The organism is Rahnella sp. PAMC25559, from assembly GCF_050632365.1.
GTDB classification, from domain to species: Bacteria; Pseudomonadota; Gammaproteobacteria; order Enterobacterales; family Enterobacteriaceae; genus Rahnella; species Rahnella rivi.
The window spans coordinates 3,017,006-3,035,635 of record NZ_CP192543.1; the positions used below are offsets into that span (position 1 = coordinate 3,017,006).

Genomic DNA, 18,630 nt, shown 5'->3' on the forward strand with positions numbered 1-18,630 from the left:
CAGTGGCGGTGCACCGGAAAGCGCTGAACGCGAAGGGCACCCGCTAACCGGCTGATTTACCAGTGATGTCACAAGTTGGCACACAAGCTGCATTGTTTATCATCACAGCACTAAACCAATGGCGGTTTAGTCAGCATTTCGGATAAAGGCGTCCGTTAGCGTTCAGGAAACTGAGCGCTAACCGGACGCTTTTTTTTTGCTCATTTTTCACCTTACAGGAAGCCGTAATGACGCAAGACGACAACAACACAGTGGGCACATTCTCCCGCCGCCGTTTTCTGGCCGGCAGTGCAGTGCTGGGCGGCAGCATGATGATGCCGGGCTTTATGAACAGCGTCTGGGCGGCGGGCTCTGATGCGCCCGAGAAAAAAGAGATCCGCGTTGGTTTCATTCCGCTCACTGACTGCGCGTCAGTGGTGATGGCGGCGGTGAAAAAGTTCGATGAGAAATACGGCATCAAAATCATCCCCAGCAAAGAATCGAGCTGGGCGTCGGTGCGCGACAAACTGGTGTCCGGCGAGCTCGATGCCGCCCACGTGCTTTATGGCCTGGTGTACGGATTACAGCTCGGGGCCTCCGGTCCGCAGCACGACATGGCGATGCTGATGACCCTCAACAATAACGGGCAGGCGATCACCCTCTCAAACCAGCTGAAACAGGCGGGCGTCACCGATGCGGCCTCGCTGAAAAAAGTGGTGGATGCCAGCGCCAAAGGCACCTACACCTTTGCGCAGACGTTCCCCACCGGCACCCATGCCATGTGGCTCTATTACTGGCTGGCGAATGCAGGGATCCACCCGTTTAACGATGTGCGTAACGTCGTCGTACCGCCGCCGCAAATGGTGGTGAACATGAAAATTGGCAACATGAGCGGTTACTGCGTCGGAGAACCCTGGAACCAGCGCGCCATTTTAGATGACGTCGGTTTTACCGCCGCCACCACCCAGGAAATCTGGGCCGATCATCCGGAAAAAATCCTCGGTACCACTTCCGCCTGGGTAGCCGCGAACCCTAACGCCGCCCGCGCACTGACCGCCGCGGTGCTCGACGCCTCACGCTGGATAGACACCTCCGATGCCAACCGCATTGAAACCGCGCAGGTGGTGGCGGCGCGCGCCTACATCAATACCCCGGCGCAAACCATTCAGGGACGCATGCTCGGCGAGTACGACAACGGGCTGGGCAAAAAGTGGAAAGATGCCCACAGCATGCGCTTCTTCAACGACGGCGCGGTCAACTATCCGTACCTCTCCGACGGCATGTGGTTCCTGACGCAGCACAAACGCTGGGGGCTGATTGACAGCGATCCGGATTACCTGGCCGTCGCCAAAAAGATCAACCGCACCGACATCTACAAACAGGCCGCCACGGCGGTGGGCGGCATCAACATGCCTGCGGGTGATATGCGCAGCAGCACCTTGTTTGACGGAAAAGTGTGGGATGGCAGCAACCCCGCGCAATACGCCAACAGTTTTGCCATGAAACGTTAAGTGAGGCCGAAATGTCCATGAACCCGAAAACCAATATTGTCGCCCTGACCGCAGAGCCGGAAAGCGCGGAAATTCTGCCGCTGAACGCCGCGAAAGCCGCGCCGCCGCCGGTGGCGAAAGCCGCGACCGGCAGCAAAGGGCGTGAAATCCTGCGTCGCATGATGCAAAAACTCGTGCCGGGGCTGCTCGGCGCGATAGTGCTGATTGCTATCTGGCAGATTGCCGCACTCAGCAGCAAAGGGTTTCCGACGCCGCTGAAAACCTGGGACGCGGCGAAAATCATCTTTGCTGACCCGTTTTACATCGACGGCCCGAACGACATGGGCATCGGCTGGAACGTGCTGGCGTCGCTCAAACGCGTGGCGATGGGCTTCGGGCTGGCGGCGCTGGTGGGGATCCCGGCCGGGTTCCTGATTGGCCGCTTCCGTTTTATCGCCAATATGCTCAACCCGATCATCTCTTTACTGCGACCGGTCAGCCCGCTGGCCTGGCTGCCAATCGGTCTGCTGCTGTTTCAGCGCGCCGAACCGGCATCCGCCTGGACCATCTTTATCTGCTCAATCTGGCCGATGATCCTCAACACCGCCGAGGGCGTGATGCGCATTCCGCAGGATTATCTCAACGTGGCGCGGGTGCTCAAACTCAGTGAATTCACGGTGATGCGCAAAATCCTGTTTCCTGCCGTGCTGCCGTACATCCTGACCGGCGTGCGTTTGTCCATCGGCATCGCCTGGCTGGTGATTGTTGCGGCAGAAATGCTCACCGGCGGCGTGGGGATCGGCTTCTGGATCTGGAACGAATGGAACAACCTCAACGTGGAAAACATCATCATCGCCATCCTGCTGATTGGCGTGGTGGGCATGCTGCTGGAGCAGGGGCTGATGGCCATTGCGCGGCGCTTCAGCTACGAAAACCGTTAGGAGCCTGACATGAAAAACGACAAAGCCATTATCCGCGTAGAAAACGTCACGCAAAGTTTCCCGACCGCCAAAGGGCCATTTCTGGCGCTCGACAACGTCAGTTTTGACATCGCACAGGGTGAAACCGTCAGCCTGATCGGTCACTCCGGCTGCGGAAAATCCACGCTGCTGAACCTGATTGCCGGGCTGAGCCGCCCGACCGAAGGCGTCCTGCTGTGTGACAACCAGGAGATTAACGGCCCCGGCCCGGAGCGCGGCGTGGTGTTTCAGAACCATTCGCTGCTGCCCTGGCTGACCGCTTTTGAGAACGTCGCGCTGGCGGTACATCAGGTATTCAAAGGCCAGATGAGCAAAAGCGACATGCAGGCATGGATCGAACACAACCTTGAGCTGGTGCATATGTCACATGCCATGCACAAACGCCCCGGTGAAATCTCCGGCGGCATGAAACAGCGGGTCGGCATTGCGCGCGCGCTGGCGATGAAACCCAAAGTGCTGCTGATGGACGAACCTTTTGGCGCGCTGGATGCCCTGACCAGAGCGCATTTGCAGGACGCGGTGATGGAGATCCAGTCACGCCTGAACACCACCATTTTGCTGATCACTCATGACGTGGACGAAGCGGTGCTGCTGTCTGACCGCGTGATGATGATGACCAACGGACCGGCGGCGAAAGTCGGCGAAGTGATGCAGGTGGCGCTCGAACGGCCGCGTTCACGGCTGGCGCTGGCGAACGATCCGAGGTTCCACCAGTACCGCCAGCAGGTATTGCAGTTCCTGTACGAAAAACACCAGGCCGTGGCCTGAGTCAGTGGTGGAGTGAGCGCAATGGATAAACCTGTTCTGGTGGTGATCGGCAACGGCATGGCGGGCGTCCGGCTGGTGGAAACGCTGTGCGAACGCGCACCGTCGCGCTTCCGCATTCTGATCATCGGTGACGAAGCGCAGCCCGCTTACAACCGCATCATGCTCACGCCGGTACTGTCGGGCGAGAAATCCTTTGCCGATATCGTGACGCACGAACAGAGCTGGTATGAACGTCACAACGTCACGTTTTTGCGCGGTGCGCCGGTCACGGCCATTGACCGTGCCGCCAGACGGGTCAGCGTTGAGGGGCAAACGTTCTCTTACCATCATCTGGTGATCGCCACCGGTTCGCGGCCTTTTATGCCGCCGCTGCCGGGGGCGCAACTGGCGGGGATCCACGGATTCCGTACGCAGCGCGACGTCGAAAACATTCTGCACGGACAGGTGGCCGGACGACCGGCGGTGGTGATCGGCGGCGGCGTGTTAGGCGTGGAAGCCGCCGCGGCGCTGGCGATGCGCGGAATGGCGGTCACGCTGTTGCATCGCGGCCCGCATCTGATGGATCAGCAACTGGATGAACTTGCTGCCGGGCTGCTGCGCATGAGCCTGCTGTCACGCGGTATCGAAACGGTATTGCAGGCGCAAACGGCGGCCTATGGCGCAGACGACAGCGGCAACGTCCGGCAGGTGACCTTGTGCGATGGCCGCGTTTTGGCGGCGCATCGTGTGGTGGTGGCCGCCGGTGTCCGCCCGGATATTGCGCTGGCGCAGGCTGCCGGTCTGGCCTGTGCGCGTGGCATTCTGGTGGATAGCGGGTTGCAGACTTCTGATCCGCATATTTCCGCCATCGGCGAATGTTGTCAGCTGGGCGAACTGACTTTCGGGCTGGTCGCTCCCTGCTGGCAGCAGGCAGAAAACCTGGCGGCCAGACTGGCGGGCGATGATGCAACGCCCTTTACCGTACAAAACGTCCCGCTGCGCCTGAAGGTGACTGGCATTGACCTGTTTTGCGCCGGTGAACTTGCCGCCGGTGATGACGCCCAGATCCACAGCACCTTTGACCCGATCGACGGCCACTACCGCCGCCTGTTACTGCGCCACAACCAGCTGCAAGGTGTGCTGCTGTGGGGCGACATCAGCGACGGGCCGGACTACTTCTCACGTCTTCGCCATCCATCCATTCAGCCATCGCAACTGAGCGTTTTCAATCCAGAAGAAACGCCTGCGGTGCCTGATCTCCCCATGAACGAACCGTTATCCCATGAGATAGCGAGGAGCAATGTAATGTCAAAACCCGTTTTAGTGATGGCCGGACACGGCATGGTCGGACACCATTTCCTGCAACAACTGGTCGAGCGCGAACTGCATCTGCACTATCAGGTGATCGTGTTTGCCGAGGAAACGTCCCCGGCATATGACCGCGTCCATTTGTCAGAGTTTTTCTCCGGACGCAGCGCCGAATCGCTGTCGATGGTAGAGGACGGCTTCTTCGAATCCACCGGTATTGAGCTGCGTCTCGCGCACTGCGTGGAGCACATTGATACCAAACACCGTTTTGTGGTTGACCGGCAGGGGCGGCAGACGGCGTACGATTTGCTGGTGCTGGCGACCGGCTCTTACCCGTTTGTGCCGCCGATACCGGGGAATGACGCGCCGGGCTGCCTGGTGTACCGCACGCTCGACGATCTGGCGGCGATCCAGGCCTGCGCCGGTAAGGGCACCACCGGCGTGGTGGTGGGCGGCGGATTGCTCGGGCTGGAGGCGGCCAATGCGCTGAAACATCTCGGGTTGCAAACGCACGTGGTGGAGTTTGCGCCACGGCTGATGGGCGTTCAGCTCGATGAGGGCGGTGCGGCCATGCTGCGCCGCAAAATTGAAGCGCTGGATGTGCAGGTGCACACCGGCAAAGAAACCCGCGAAATCGTCGCAGGTGAAACCTGCAGTTACCGCATGGTGTTTGCCGACGGCAGCCATCTGGAAACCGATCTGGTGCTGTTCTCCGCCGGGATCCGCCCGCGTGACCAGCTGGCAAAAGAGTGCGGGCTGACGGTCGGCCCGCGTGGCGGCATTGTGATTGATGACCAGTGCCGCACCTCCGATCCGGCAATTTTTGCCATCGGTGAATGTGCGTTGTGGAACGGTCAGATCTTCGGGCTGGTCGCGCCCGGTTATCAGATGGCGCGCACACTGGCGGATACGCTGTCCGGTAGCGAAGTGGCGTTCAAGGGCGCGGGCATGAGCACCAAACTGAAACTGCTCGGCGTCGAAGTGGCGTCGGTCGGGGACGCGCACGGCCGTACCCCCGGCAGCCAGAGCTACAGCTGGGTGGACGGCCCGGCGGAAGTGTATAAAAAAATCGTGGTGTCGCAGGATGGCAAACGCCTGCTCGGCGCGGTGCTGGTCGGCGACAGCACCGAATACAGCACGTTGTTACAGATGATGCTCAACGACATGCCGCTGCCCGCGAATCCGGAAGGGCTGATCCTTCCCGCCAGCACCGGTGCTGCGCCGAAAAGCCTCGGCGTGGCGGCGCTGCCGGACGGCGCGCAGATCTGTTCCTGCCATAACGTCAGCAAGTCGGATATCTGTGACGCGGTGAAAGGCGGCTGCGGCGACATGGCGGCAGTCAAAGCCTGTACCAAAGCAGCCACCGGCTGCGGCGGCTGTGCGGCGCTGACCAAACAGGTGATGGAGTTCGCGCTGACGGAAATGGGCGTCGATGTTAAAAAAGACATCTGCGAGCATTTTGCCTATTCGCGGCAGGAGATTTATCACCTGGTCCGCATGGGCAATATCCGCAGTTTCGGTGAACTGATTCAGAAACACGGCCACGGCCACGGGTGTGAAATCTGTAAACCGCTGGTGGGATCGGTGCTGGCATCATGCTGGAACGATTACCTGCTCAAACCGCAACATCTGCCATTGCAGGACACCAACGACCGCTTCTTCGCCAACATCCAGAAAGACGGCACTTATTCCGTGGTACCGCGCGTCCCTGCGGGGGAAATCACCCCGGACGGCTTGATCGCCATCGGACTGGTCGCCAAGCGTTACAACCTTTACACCAAAATCACCGGCGGCCAGCGTGTCGATCTGTTCGGCGCACGGCTGGAGCAGTTGCCGGAAATCTGGCAGCAACTGGTGGATGCCGGGTTCGAAACCGGTCACGCCTATGGCAAATCCCTGCGTACGGTGAAATCCTGCGTCGGATCCAACTGGTGCCGCTACGGCGTGCAGGATTCCACCGGGCTGGCGCTGCAACTGGAGAGCCGCTACAAAGGGCTGCGCTCGCCGCACAAAATCAAAATGGCCGTGTCCGGCTGCACCCGGGAATGTGCCGAAGCACAAAGCAAAGACGTCGGTGTGATTGCTACGGAAAAAGGCTGGAACCTTTACGTCTGTGGCAACGGCGGCATGAAGCCGCGCCATGCCGATTTACTGGCGCAGGACATGAGCACCGAAGCGCTGATCCGCACCGTGGACCGCTTTCTGATGTTCTACATCCGCACCGCCGACCGCCTGCAACGCACCAGCACCTGGATGGACAATCTGGAAGGCGGGATGGCGTATCTGCGTCAGGTGGTGCTGGAAGACAGCCTGCATATCGGCGCGGAGCTGGAAAACGAGATGAACGCCGCGGTCGGCACCTATCAGTGCGAATGGCAGACCACGCTGGCTGACCCGGATCGTCTGGCGCTGTTCAGGCCGTTTGTGAACAGCGAACTGCCGGACGAAGCGGTAGTCATGGTGCAGGAGCGGCAGCAGATCCGCCCGGCAACTCCCACGGAGCGCGCCTCACTGCCACCGGTGGTGGTGAATCAGCCGGTGATGGCCGTTCATGGTTGGGTGGATTTGTGCGAACTGAACGCCATCCCGGCCAACGCAGGAATGGCGGCGCGGCTGGCAAACCGCCAGATTGCGCTGTTCCACCTGCCGGATCATCCGCAGAAGGTTTTTGCCCTCAGCAATCATGAGCCGGACAGCGACGCTAACGTGCTGGCGCGCGGCCTGCTGGGCGATGTGAAAGGGGAACCGGTGGTGATTTCGCCGTTGTACAAGCAGCGCTTTCGTTTGCTGGACGGGTGCAGCGTGGATGACGGGCACACCGCACTCAGCGTCTGGCCGGTCAAAGTGGACGGCGGGCGCGTCTGGGTGCAGGAAAACCCGGTGAGCCACGGGGTGCGTGCCGCAGAGCGGATTGAGACGGTCAGCCTATGAAAAAAGACGCGACGTTCACCACCTGCGCATACTGCGGCGTCGGCTGCGGCGTCAGGATGCAACCGCAGGTGCAGGGCTTCAGCGCCAGCGGCGACGATGCGCATCCGGCCAGTCTCGGGCGGCTGTGCGTTAAGGGCAGCGCGCTGGGAGAAACGCTGGATTTGCAGGGACGTTTACTTCAGCCGGAAATCCACGGCCAGCCGGTCAGCTGGGAGAAGGCGCTGGACGCCGTCGCCAGCGGATTGCAACAGGTGATCCGCGAACATGGCCCGCAGGCCGTGGCCTTCTACGGCTCAGGCCAGTTGCTGACGGAAGACTATTACGTTGCCAACAAACTGATGAAGGGTTTTATCGGCGCGGGAAATATGGATACGAACTCGCGCCTGTGCATGGCGTCGGCGGTGGTCGGCTACAAACGTGCGTTCGGCGCGGATGCCGTGCCGTGCAGCTATCAGGATCTGGAACGGGCAGACTGCGTGATCCTCACCGGTTCCAATACCGCCTGGGCGCATCCGGTAGTTTATCAGCGGCTGGCGCAGGCGAAAAAAGAGCGGCCCGCAATGCGCATTATTGTGATTGACCCGCGCCAGACCGCCACCTGTGATATCGCCGATTTGCATCTGGCGTTGCGCCCCGGCAGCGATGCGGCGCTGTTTTGTGGTGCGCTGAACGCCATGGCGGACAGCGGGAAACTCGACGCCGCTTTCCTGCAACAGCATACCCGGGGTGCGGAACAGACCTTGCAGGCGGCACAAACCTGGACGCCAGCCCGCACTGCCGATGCGTGCGCGCTGCCTCCGGCAAAGCTTATGGCCTTTTATCAGATGATTGCTGACAGTGACCGGCTGGTGACCCTGTATTCGATGGGCATCAATCAGTCCAGCTCCGGCGTTGATAAATGCAACGCCATCATCAACTTACATCTGGCGACCGGCAAGATTGGCCGCGAAGGCTGCGGGCCGTTTTCCATCACCGGCCAGCCCAATGCCATGGGCGGGCGCGAAGTGGGCGGTCTGGCAAACCAGCTGGCGTCGCACATGGGGTTCAGCGCGCAGGAGGTGGATCGCGTGGGGCGGTTCTGGGCGAGTGACAACGTCACGAAAACCGCCGGACTGAACGCCGTTGACTTGTTTCGTGCCGTGGAAACAGGCCAGATCAAAGCGGTATGGATCATGGGCACCAATCCGCTGGTGTCGCTGCCGGATGCCGACCGCGTGCGTGCCGGGCTGGCGCGCTGCCCGCTGGTGATTGTCTCCGACATCATGCGCGATACCGATACCACCCGTGCCGCCCACATTTGCCTGCCCGCACAGGGCTGGGGCGAGAAAAACGGCACGGTCACCAATTCCGAACGTTGCATTTCCCGTCAGCGGGCGTTTCTGCCAGCGCCGGGCGAGGCGAAACCGGACTGGTGGATCCTCTGTCAGGTGGCGCAGCGTCTGGGTTATGACGATGCCTCCTTCGCCTATCAGCATCCGGCAGAGATTTTCCGCGAACATGCGGCGCTTTCCGGTTTTGAAAATCAGGGCTCGCGGGCGTTTGATATCAGCGGGATGGCGCAGCTTTCCAATGAACAGTGGGACGGGCTGCGTCCGGTGCAGTGGCCGGTCAACGCCGCAAATCCGCAGGGCACTGCGCGGCTGTTCACCGATAACCGGTTTTTCCATCCTGACGGCCATGCGCGGCTGATCCCCGTTACGCCAAGGCCGCCGGTGAACCCGCCGACGGCTGCCTGTCCGCTGATCATGAACACCGGCAGGGTGCGTGACCAATGGCACACGATGACACGCACCGGGAAATCTGCGCGCCTGATGCAGCACATCAGCGAACCTTTCTGTCAGTTTCATCCCGACGATGCCCCGCAGATCCAGCCCGGCGATCTGGTGCGCGTTGCCTCCTCGCACGGCTGGCTGTTGCTGCGCGCCCAGCCGGACAGGCTGCAACCGCGCGGCAGCGTCTTTGTGCCGATGCACTGGAACAGCCAGTTCAGCCAGCAGGCCAGGGTGGATGCGCTGATTGAGGCACATACCGATCCGCTGTCCGGGCAGCCGGAAAGCAAACATATGCCGGTCAGTCTGCGCCGCTGGAATGCCGCCTGGCAGGCCGAACTGTTTATGCGCGGCGACAGCGACCGGCATCCGGCACCGCCTGACACTGCTTACTGGAGCCGCATCGCGCAGCAGGGCGTGACGCATTACACGCTGGCCGATTCGTCTTTACCGCAGGACTGGACGGCCTGGCTCAGCGAACATTTCGGCACCGGCCAGTGGGTTTGCCAGGCGGCACATCTGGGCGATGACGGTTTTCATCTTCTGGCCTGGTCCGGCGGTGAGCTGCAACTGGCGTTTTACGCGCACCGCCGTCGCCCTGCGCCGGAACGTCAGGCGGTGGTGGCCGCATTTTCTCAGCCGCCGGTGACCGCGTCGCAGCGTCTGGCGCTGCTGGCAGGCACCGCCGGAAACGGTAAAGCCCCCACCGGCGCGATGATTTGCAGCTGCTTTGCCATCGGCGAAATCGCCATCGCAGACGCCGTGCGGCAGGGATGTCACAGCGTGCAGCAGCTCGGCGCGCAGCTGAAATGCGGCACTAACTGCGGTTCATGCATTCCCGAACTCAAAAAGATCATAGCCGGCCAGCTTACGTCGCTGACGGCAGGAGACGACCAATGAACATCCTCGAAAAGTCATTACAGATGCAGCAAATCTCTCAGCTTATGGCGTCGGGGAACCTGCGCCAGCCCGTGTGCCGGGGTGAAGTCTGGCTGGTGGGCGCCGGGCCGGGCGACGTTGAGCTGCTGACGGTGAAAGCGCTGCGGGTGATTGTGCAGGCCGACGTGGTGGTGTTTGACCGGCTGGTTTCAGACCCGGTGATGGCGCTGATCCCGGACGAGGTGCTGCGCATTGATGTCGGTAAATCGACACGCAATCACACGCTCGGACAGGGTGAGATCAACCAACTGCTGGTGACGCTGGCACAGGCCGGACACCGCGTGGTGCGCCTCAAGGGCGGCGATCCTTTCGTTTTTGGACGTGGCGGCGAAGAGATGGCGCACTGCCAGCAGCATGAGGTGATCTGCCACATCGTGCCGGGGATCACTGCGGCAATGGGCTGCGCGGCAGCCAGCGGTATCCCGCTGACACACCGGGATCTGGCTCAGTCGGTCCGGTTTGTCACCGGCCACGGCGCGCAGGGCGAGCCGGACATCGACTGGTCAGCACTGGCCACCACGCGCCAGACGCTGGTGTTTTATATGGGCATTGCCAACAGTGAAAACATCAGCCAGCAGCTGATAGCGCATGGTCTGGCGGCCTCCACACCGGTGGCCGTGATCGAACGCGGTACCCGCCCCGATCAGCGGGTACTGACCGGCACACTGACCGCGCTGGCAGAGCTTATCCGCACGGAGCAGGTGCAAACGCCCGCGCTGCTGATCGTCGGGGAGGTGGTGGAGATGCATCGGGGTTGGCAACGCAGTTGCGGGTATGGAGAAGGTCAAGATCGTGGGTTGCCACCCACACCGGGTTTGAGAGGTGCTTATCGGTGTGCCTCTTAATATTTCAGGCTTATTTACTGCGTGATGCTGTTTCAGGGGGTTCTGTGAATACGTTTTAACGTCAAGATCGTGGGTTGCCACCCACACCGGCCTTAAGGTCAACACCGTGGGTTGCCACCCACACCGGCCTTAGGGGTGGCTTATCGCCGCCACCCCTAAGAACCCCGGGCTCTTTTAACTGCGCGCTGCCGCTTGCTGGCTATGTTTCAGCGGCTCCTCCTGTTGCCGCAAACGCCGCCGCTGCGCGGTCCTCTCATTTCAGGTTCGAACCCGCTCGGAAAAACACCTTCGCGGTTTCTCACCGTTCATTCGACGTCGTTTTGAACGCGGCCAGAGGCTTCTTAAAGCACAACCTCACCGTTTTCGACTCAATAAATCAAAAAATTAAGTCTCAATAATCATTTGAATTATATAGCCATTGGCCGCGCTCAAAAATCATTCGAATTACATAGCCATTAGCCGCACTCAATAATCATTCGAATTACATAGCCATTGGCCGCACTCAATAATCATTCGAATTACATAGCCATTGGCCGCACTCAATAATCATTTGAATTACATAGCCATTGGCCGCGCTCAAAAATCACGCCGGAGGGAGTGGTGGAAAACCGCGCGTCTGTTTGCGCGGGTTGTAACCCGACCGGAGGGCACCGCGCAGCGGCGGGATTTTGCGGCAATAGCCGGAGCTGCTGGAAAGTAGCCCGCGTGCGGCAGCGCGCAGTAAAAAGACGCGGGAGATCCAAGAGGGGCCCGTCCTGGCCCCTTTTGGGCGGTTTCGGCGGCAGCCGCTGAGCGATCACCGCAGGTGAGAAACCGAAACTTTCACCAGGCCCCAAAAGGTCGGGTTCAACCCTTGGAATAGCCTGAGCGGCTGAGCGATCACCGCACGTGATGAAACCGAAACTTCCCCCAGGCCCCCGCCTGCATCCCCCTACGGCATCCCTGGCAGTGAATTGATCAACTGCTGCGTCCACGGATGGGCGGGGCGGTGGAAAACGTCATCGACGTGTCCGTGTTCTACCACGCTGCCATCTTTCATCACCACCACGCGGTCGGCCAGATGGTGGATCACGCCTAAATCGTGCGAGATGAATAACAGTGCGGTGCGGTGTTCTGCCTGCATATCGGCCAGCAGATCCAGCACCTGCGCCTGAACCGAGACGTCGAGCGCGCTCACCGGTTCATCGGCCACCAGCAGCGCCGGATTGGGCGCGAACGCACGGGCGATCGCCACGCGCTGGCGCTGACCGCCGGATAAATCGCGCGGATAACGGCGCAGAAAACTCTCGCCCAGCTGCACTTCATCCAGCAACTGCCGGATGCGTTTCTTGCGTTCATCGCCAAAAATCCCGACGCTGTCCAGACTCTCACCGATGATTTTCTCGACGTTATATCGCGGATCAAACGAACTCAGCGGATCCTGTGCAATCAGCTGGATGCCTTTGCGTTGCAACCTGCGGTCGGATTCCGGGATCTGACTCCAGCGCCGACCCTGAATGGTGATGGTGCCGGAACCGGGTTCGGTCAGCCCGAGCACCATGCGCGCCACCGTGGTTTTGCCGGAACCGGATTCGCCGACAATCCCCAGCGTTTCACCCGCGGCAAGGCGCAGACTGACGTGATTCACCACCGTTTTCCCCGCGAACTGTTTGCACAAACCGCTGGCTTCCAGCACCGGGATTTCCGTGGAGATATGCCGGGCGGGCAACGCGACGCCTCGCGTGCCGGAAAGCCTCAGCCCACGCGTCGCCGTACCGGGTACCGCGGCCAGCAATTGCTGCGTGTAAGGGTGCTGCGGCGCGGTCAGCAGTGCCTCGCTGATGCCTTCTTCCACCACTTTTCCCTGATGCATCACCAGGATCCGATCGGCGAGTTTCCCCACCACGGAGAGATCATGGCTTATCAGCAGCAGGCTTTCGCCTTTATCGCGCCGCTGTTGCAGCAGATCCAGAATCTGTTTTTGTACGGTCATGTCCAGCGCCGTGGTCGGTTCATCGGCGATCAGCAAACCGGGGTTGCCCGCAAGCGCGGTGGCGATCAACACGCGCTGACGCAAACCGCCGGAAAGCTGATGCGGGTAAGTGGTCAGCCGGTGTTGCGCATCGGGAATACCGACAGATTTCAGCAGGGCAAGGGTCTGCGCGTGCAGTTCACGGGGCGCGCCGGGCTGCGTGGCGATGAGGGCGTCGCGCAGTTGCTGACCCACCTGACGCAGCGGATCGAGTGATACCAGCGCGTCCTGCAACACATAACCAATTTTGCTGCCGCGAATTTTACGCCAGCGGCGCTGGCTGGCGCCCAGCATGTCCTGACCGTCAATCACAAACCGGTCAGCAATGATGCGCGCACTGGCGTCCTGCAACCCCAGCAGGCTGCGTGCGGTGACGGTTTTTCCCGAGCCGGATTCCCCGACAAAAGCCACCGATTCGCCGCGTCTGAGTTGCAAATTCAGGCCGCTGACCGCCGCTTTTTCACCCTGCGGTGAAGGAAAAGAGATCGACAGATTGCGGATATCGATAAACAGGTCGCCGCTCATGGTTGTTTCCCTTCAAAAGTGGCCTGCCAGTAACGGCCCAGCGTGTTCACAGAAATAACGGTCAGCGTAATGGCTACCCCCGGCCAGACGCCGATCCACCAGGCATTGCGCAGATAGTTACGGCCTTCGGCCAGCATCAGCCCCCATTCGGCGGTGGGCGGTTGCGGCCCCATGCCGAGAAAACTCAGCCCGGCGGTGCCGATAATGGCGCTGCCCAAACCGAGCGTTGCCAGCGCCGGCACGTGGGCAATGGCGTGAGGAAGAACGTGCCGCCACACCAGAACGTGGCGTTTCAGGCCAAAGGTGCGCGCCTGTTCTACGTAGCCCGAAGACATCACCACAAAGGTTTGCGCCCGCACCACGCGGGTAAAGCGCGGTATGGAAGCCACGCCGAGCGCAAAGATCAGATTGGTGGTGCCGGGGCCGGTAAAAGCGATCAGCATCAGCGCCAGCAGCAGATCAGGAAAGGCGGACACCACGTCCACCGCGCGGCTGATCAGTTCATCCAGCGGCCCTTTGAGCAAACCGGCCATTAACCCCAGCAGGCTGCCGATGCTGACTGCAACGGCCATTGCCGCAAGGCTTATCAGCAGGGAATAACGGCTGCCGTAAATAATGCGCGCCAGCACATCGCGCCCGAGCTGATCGGTACCCAGCCAGTGTTCAGCCGAGGGCGGCAACTGGGCGTTTACCGGATCGGCATTCAGCGGATCGTAATGGGTGAGCCACGCGGGGAAAATCACCGCCAGCAGCACCAGCAACAGGTACAGCGCGGCCAGCAGAAATCCCGCAGAAAAATGACGTTTAAGACCGGCGGTGGCGATCATCTGGCTCATGACGTGTGCTCCCCGTCCGCATCCCGCAGGCGCGGATCGATGAATAAATAGAGAATGTCCACCAGCGTACTGAGCACCACGTACACCAGCGCGGAGAAAATCGCCACCGCCAGCACCACCGGAAGGTCTTTACCCAGTACCGCATCCACGGTGATTTTGCCGAGCCCCGGACGGCCAAAAACCTGTTCGGTGATCACCGCGCCGCTGAGTAAACCGCCAATCAGCCAGCCGGTCAGGGTGACGGCGGGCAGGGCGGCGTGGCGCAGGGCGTGACGCAAACGCAGGGTGGTATCGGGTAAACCCCAGGCGCGCAGCGTCAGCATAAAGGGCTGATCGAGCGCGTCTTCCAGCCCGCGCCGTAGCACCTGTGACACCACCGCACCCAGCGATAAGCCCAGAGATAACGCGGGCAGCACCAGTGAGGAAAAGCTGCGATCGCCCGCCACCGGAAACCAGCGCAGTGTAAAACTGAAGATAAACAGCAGCACGATGCCCAGCCAGAAAGAGGGGGTGGAAGCCAGAACCAGCTCGACCGACCCGGCGATGCGCTGCCCCAGGCGGCGGTGTGCGGTGGTCACCGCCATCAGCACGGCAAATATCAGGCTGAACACCAGCGCCAGACCGGTAAGTTTGAGCGTCGGCCACAGCTGCGACAGCACCAGCGAACTGACGTCAGTATTGAGCATATAAGAGCGGCCAAAATCGCCGTGCAGCACGCGCCATAAATAGTGCAGATATTGCCTGTAAAGGGGCTGATCCAGCCCCCATTCCGCCCGGATCGCCGCTTCGATGGCCGGAGTCTGTACCTGTTCGCCCATCAGTAAACTGACAATATCCCCCGGCGCGAGATGCACGCTGATAAATGACAACGTCACCGCCGCCCATAACACCAGCGCGCCGCTCAGCAGCCGCCGGAGGATCCGCCATCGCCATGACGGCGGGGTGTCGGGCAGCCGGGGTGAAGCCAGTGAACTTTCAACCGTCATGGTGTGACTCCTTGCTTATTGATGCTGAGCGCCCGATCAGTGCTTGCTCAGCCAGACGTCGTAGGTGTTTTCCGGCATCTGTTTGAACGGCCTGAAACCCACGTCATGAACGTAAGACGCGGCGGCAATCTGGTCTTCCGGCTCGTACAGTGGGATCGCCAGCGCCTGCTGCAACACGGCAAAATTCTGCAACTGACCGTAGAAGTTTTTACGTTCGCTGTTATCCAGCGTTTGCGACGCGCCTTTGAGCAACGGAATGATCTCCGGGGCATCGGTGCGGCTGTAGTTGATCGCCCCTCCGGCGTTCACCGGCAGGTAATGGTTTTCGATATCTATGCCGTCGGTATCGGTATTGGAGTTGGCTATCGAGCCGAATTCACCGGTTTTCCGCACTTCGGTGTAGGTGCCGGAATCGACATAACGGATTTTCAGATCGATACCCAGACGTTGCCGCGCTTGCGCCTGCAAGGCCTGCAACAACACATCGCGCTGATCGCGCACCGTGGCCTGCGCCTGAATGATTTCTATGGTCAGCGGTTTGCCGCCTTTGGTGCGGATACCGTCTGCGCCTTTGGTTTTCCAGCCTGCTTCATCCAGCAACTGATTCGCCAGCGCCGGGTTGTTGCCGTATTTATTCACCAGACTGTTGTCGTATAACGGGTCAACCGGTGAGGTGATCCCCCACACGCGGGTGCGCTCGCCGCGATAAATCGATTGCAGGATGGGTGAAATATCCAGCCCCTGTAAAATCGCTTTACGGACGTTCAGTTCCTGCGTTGGTCCGTATTTCACGTTAAGAAACAGTGAGTAAGGGGTGCCGGTATTCAGTGCGTGCTGATAAGAGAAATCCGCGTTGTCTTTGAATTCGCCCGCATCATTGCCGGAAACGCCTTCGATCACGTCGACCTGGCCGGAAAGCAGTGCGCCGGTGCGCACCGACGATTCAGGCAGGAAGCGGTAAGTCACGCCTTCCAGATAGGCCGGGCCCTGATGGCGGGCATTGGCAGACGCCCAGTGGTAATCCGGGTTGCGCACATACTCAATCTGCTGGCCTTTCTCATAGCGTTTGAGGATAAACGGGCCGGTACCGGCGATATCCGTGCCGCCTGATTTGAGCTGAGGTGAAGTCCAGGATGACGGCGAAATCAGTTTCAGGCCGGAGGCGAATGAGAGGAACGGGCTGTAAGCCTGTTTCAGCGTAATGCTGACGGTGTGCTCGTCGGGGGTGGCCACGCTGTCGATCCGTCCGGCCAGCGCACAGATGCTGGAGCCTGCGCAATAGGCCGGATCCTGCGCGTGGCGGAAGTTTTCCGCCACGGCACTGGCGTTGAATTTCTCACCGTTGGAGAATTTCACGTCATCGCGCAGGGTAAAGGTGTAGGTTTTGCCGTCTTCTGACACCGAGTATCCGGTAGCCAGCCACGGAATATAACTGCCGTCAGGTTTACGCGCGAGCAGCGACTCGTAGGCGACACGCAGGATCAGTTCCGCTTTGGACTGGCCGTTCAGCTGAGGGTTAAGCGTATTCGGTTCGGTTTCCACGCCCCAGGTGAGGGTTCCGCCTGACACCGGTTTTTCAGCCGCGTAAAGCGCCTGGCCGGAGGAAAGAATTAACAGCGTTAAAGCAGACAGTGAGGCGGCAGAGGCTTTCATATTTTTCCCATTAAAGTCATACCCGGACGGTATTTGAAATACATCAACAAAGATCAATGCGGTGGATCTGTTATAGGGAATCGCAATTCCCGTAATGATTATTAAAGGCGCGTTGCCGGGTTGTAAAATCACAATATTTGCTTACCAGCGTAAATAAATGACTTTGGCGCGCATCCTGCCGGGCGGGGTTATTTCTGCGGATGTGTCAGTGCGGGTTTATTCATTTTTGTCGTATTCAAATGCTTTTTTCTTCGTGGCGTAAATAACCCTGATCTCTATTTTTAACGCAGACTCATTATTCAAATTAAGGAGATCATTTGACTATCCAATCTCGCCGTCGTCTGAAAACTCTGGTCGGGGCAGGGAGCGTGGTGTACGCCTCCAACGATCAGGGGCGCGTAACCGGTATTACCCGTGCCATTGCGCAGGCGAAAATAGCGGAAAAAGAGAAGATCACCGGGCTGTTTACCGCCGATCTGTTGCAGGCGGACCCGGACGGATTGTCCGGTTCGACCGGCAGTCAGGATCCTGTCGTCACCCTTGCCGCACTGAGCCAGGTCACCTCGCACATCGGGCTTATTGCCACGATTTCCACCACTTATCAGCACCCTTACAACCTCGCCCGGCTGGTCGGCACGCTCGATCACGTCAGCGGAGGCCGTGCGGGCTGGAACGCGGTGACGTCGTCGGTGGGGGAAGAGAACTTTGGTGAAATCACTCTGCCTGCGCCACAGGTTCGCTATGCCCGTGCCACCGAATTTATCGAGGTGATCAACGCGCTGTTCGATGCCAACCAGCCGGACGCCGTGCGCCGCAATAAAAGCGGTTCAGTCACCATCGACCCGCGCAAGCTGCATCCGGTGCATCATCACGGCGATTTTTTCCGCGTGCAGGGGCCGCTGAATGTGCCACCTCCGCCGCAGCACCGGCCGGTACAGTTTCAGGCCGGGCAGTCCGAAGAAGGGCTGAAGCTGGGCGCACGCTACGCCGAAGTGATTTACACCTCACAGCCCACCTTTGAGGATGCGAAGCACTTTGTCGAACAGGTACACCATCATGCGGATGCGTTTGGCCGCCGCGAAAATCGTCCGTTAATCATGAACTCGTTCCATTCGATCATCGGCGAAAGCCCGTCAGACGTGACGCGCCGGTTATTTGAAAAGCATGAGCGTATCGATTACGAGCAGGGACGCCTTAAAGTGGCGGACATGCTCGGTGGCGAGATTGACCTGCGGGATCTGGCGCTGGATCAGCCTGTCCCGTTGCGCCTGCTGCCCGACATCGGGCAGGTCAACCGGCGTCGCGGGCGCGCAGAAATCTTCAAACGTTTTGCCTTACAGGGGCTGACGCTGCGCGAATTGATCATTCAGGCACAGGAAACCGGCCACTGGTTTGTCGCCGGTACCCCGGAAACGCTGGCCGACGCCATCGAACAACGTTACCAGGCGGGCGTGCTGGATGTGATTTCCCTGCACGGGCTGGGCCAGCCGGATCAGGAGGACCTGCTGCTCAACGGCTTACTCCCGGAATTACGCCGCCGCGGGTTGATTGATACGGAGTACAGCGGGGGGGATTTCAGGGAGAATTTGGGGATAAGGGGGAGGGGGTAAAACAGGGGTGTTTTATCCTCT

At 60.1% G+C, this 18,630-nt stretch carries 11 protein-coding genes; 7 read left to right on the forward strand and 4 right to left on the reverse strand.

Annotated features, from left to right (window positions below; translation table 11 throughout):
* Positions 1-227: 227 nt before the first annotated feature.
* Genes ACQZQY_RS15250 through cobA form a run of 6 tightly spaced genes read left to right on the forward strand, consistent with a single transcriptional unit; the run spans position 228 to position 10,988 of the window.
* A complete protein-coding gene (locus tag ACQZQY_RS15250) occupies positions 228-1,490 on the forward strand; it encodes a CmpA/NrtA family ABC transporter substrate-binding protein (RefSeq protein WP_056777400.1) in 1,263 nt (420 codons plus the stop codon).
* Positions 1,491-1,501: 11 nt separating this feature from the next.
* Positions 1,502-2,410, forward strand: a complete 909-nt coding sequence (ntrB, locus tag ACQZQY_RS15255) for a nitrate ABC transporter permease (RefSeq protein WP_056777397.1) — start codon at positions 1,502-1,504, stop codon at positions 2,408-2,410.
* A gap of 9 nt (positions 2,411-2,419) precedes the next feature.
* On the forward strand, positions 2,420-3,217 hold the full coding sequence (locus tag ACQZQY_RS15260) for an ABC transporter ATP-binding protein (protein ID WP_056777394.1): 798 nt from the start codon (positions 2,420-2,422) through the stop codon (positions 3,215-3,217).
* 21 nt (positions 3,218-3,238) lie between these two features.
* The gene (nirB, locus tag ACQZQY_RS15265) at positions 3,239-7,435 is read left to right on the forward strand and encodes a nitrite reductase large subunit NirB (RefSeq protein ID WP_431295918.1); all 4,197 of its coding nucleotides are present in this window, start codon (positions 3,239-3,241) and stop codon (positions 7,433-7,435) included.
* Entirely contained in the window at positions 7,432-10,104 is a 2,673-nt protein-coding gene (locus ACQZQY_RS15270) for a molybdopterin-dependent oxidoreductase (protein ID WP_431295919.1), read from the forward strand. Before nirB ends, ACQZQY_RS15270 begins: the two co-directional genes overlap by 4 nt.
* Before the next feature lie 23 nt (positions 10,105-10,127).
* On the forward strand, positions 10,128-10,988 hold the full coding sequence (gene cobA / locus ACQZQY_RS15275) for a uroporphyrinogen-III C-methyltransferase (protein WP_056777505.1): 861 nt from the start codon (positions 10,128-10,130) through the stop codon (positions 10,986-10,988).
* 931 nt (positions 10,989-11,919) lie between these two features.
* On the opposite strand, the gene ACQZQY_RS15280 is transcribed toward cobA, so the two are convergent.
* From ACQZQY_RS15280 to ACQZQY_RS15295, 4 genes are read right to left on the reverse strand one after another with little or no spacing between them, the layout of a single operon-like run.
* Entirely contained in the window at positions 11,920-13,524 is a 1,605-nt protein-coding gene (locus tag ACQZQY_RS15280) for a dipeptide ABC transporter ATP-binding protein (RefSeq protein ID WP_431295920.1), read from the reverse strand.
* Positions 13,521-14,351, reverse strand: coding sequence for an ABC transporter permease (locus ACQZQY_RS15285; RefSeq protein ID WP_431297196.1), 831 nt, complete (start codon positions 14,349-14,351; stop codon positions 13,521-13,523). Before ACQZQY_RS15285 ends, ACQZQY_RS15280 begins: the two co-directional genes overlap by 4 nt.
* Before the next feature lie 5 nt (positions 14,352-14,356).
* Positions 14,357-15,346 carry an ABC transporter permease gene (locus ACQZQY_RS15290; protein ID WP_056777370.1) on the reverse strand — a complete coding sequence of 330 codons (990 nt, stop codon included), beginning with the start codon at positions 15,344-15,346 and terminating at the stop codon, positions 14,357-14,359.
* A 36-nt stretch (positions 15,347-15,382) separates the two neighbouring features.
* Positions 15,383-16,999 (reverse strand): ABC transporter substrate-binding protein, encoded by a 1,617-nt coding sequence (locus tag ACQZQY_RS15295; RefSeq protein ID WP_431295921.1) that lies wholly within the window; start codon positions 16,997-16,999, stop codon positions 15,383-15,385.
* A 317-nt stretch (positions 17,000-17,316) separates the two neighbouring features.
* Between ACQZQY_RS15295 and ACQZQY_RS15300 the strand changes: the two genes are divergently transcribed.
* Complete coding sequence (locus ACQZQY_RS15300; RefSeq protein ID WP_431295922.1) at positions 17,317-18,609, forward strand: NtaA/DmoA family FMN-dependent monooxygenase; 1,293 nt, start codon at positions 17,317-17,319, stop codon at positions 18,607-18,609.
* Positions 18,610-18,630 lie beyond the last annotated feature (21 nt).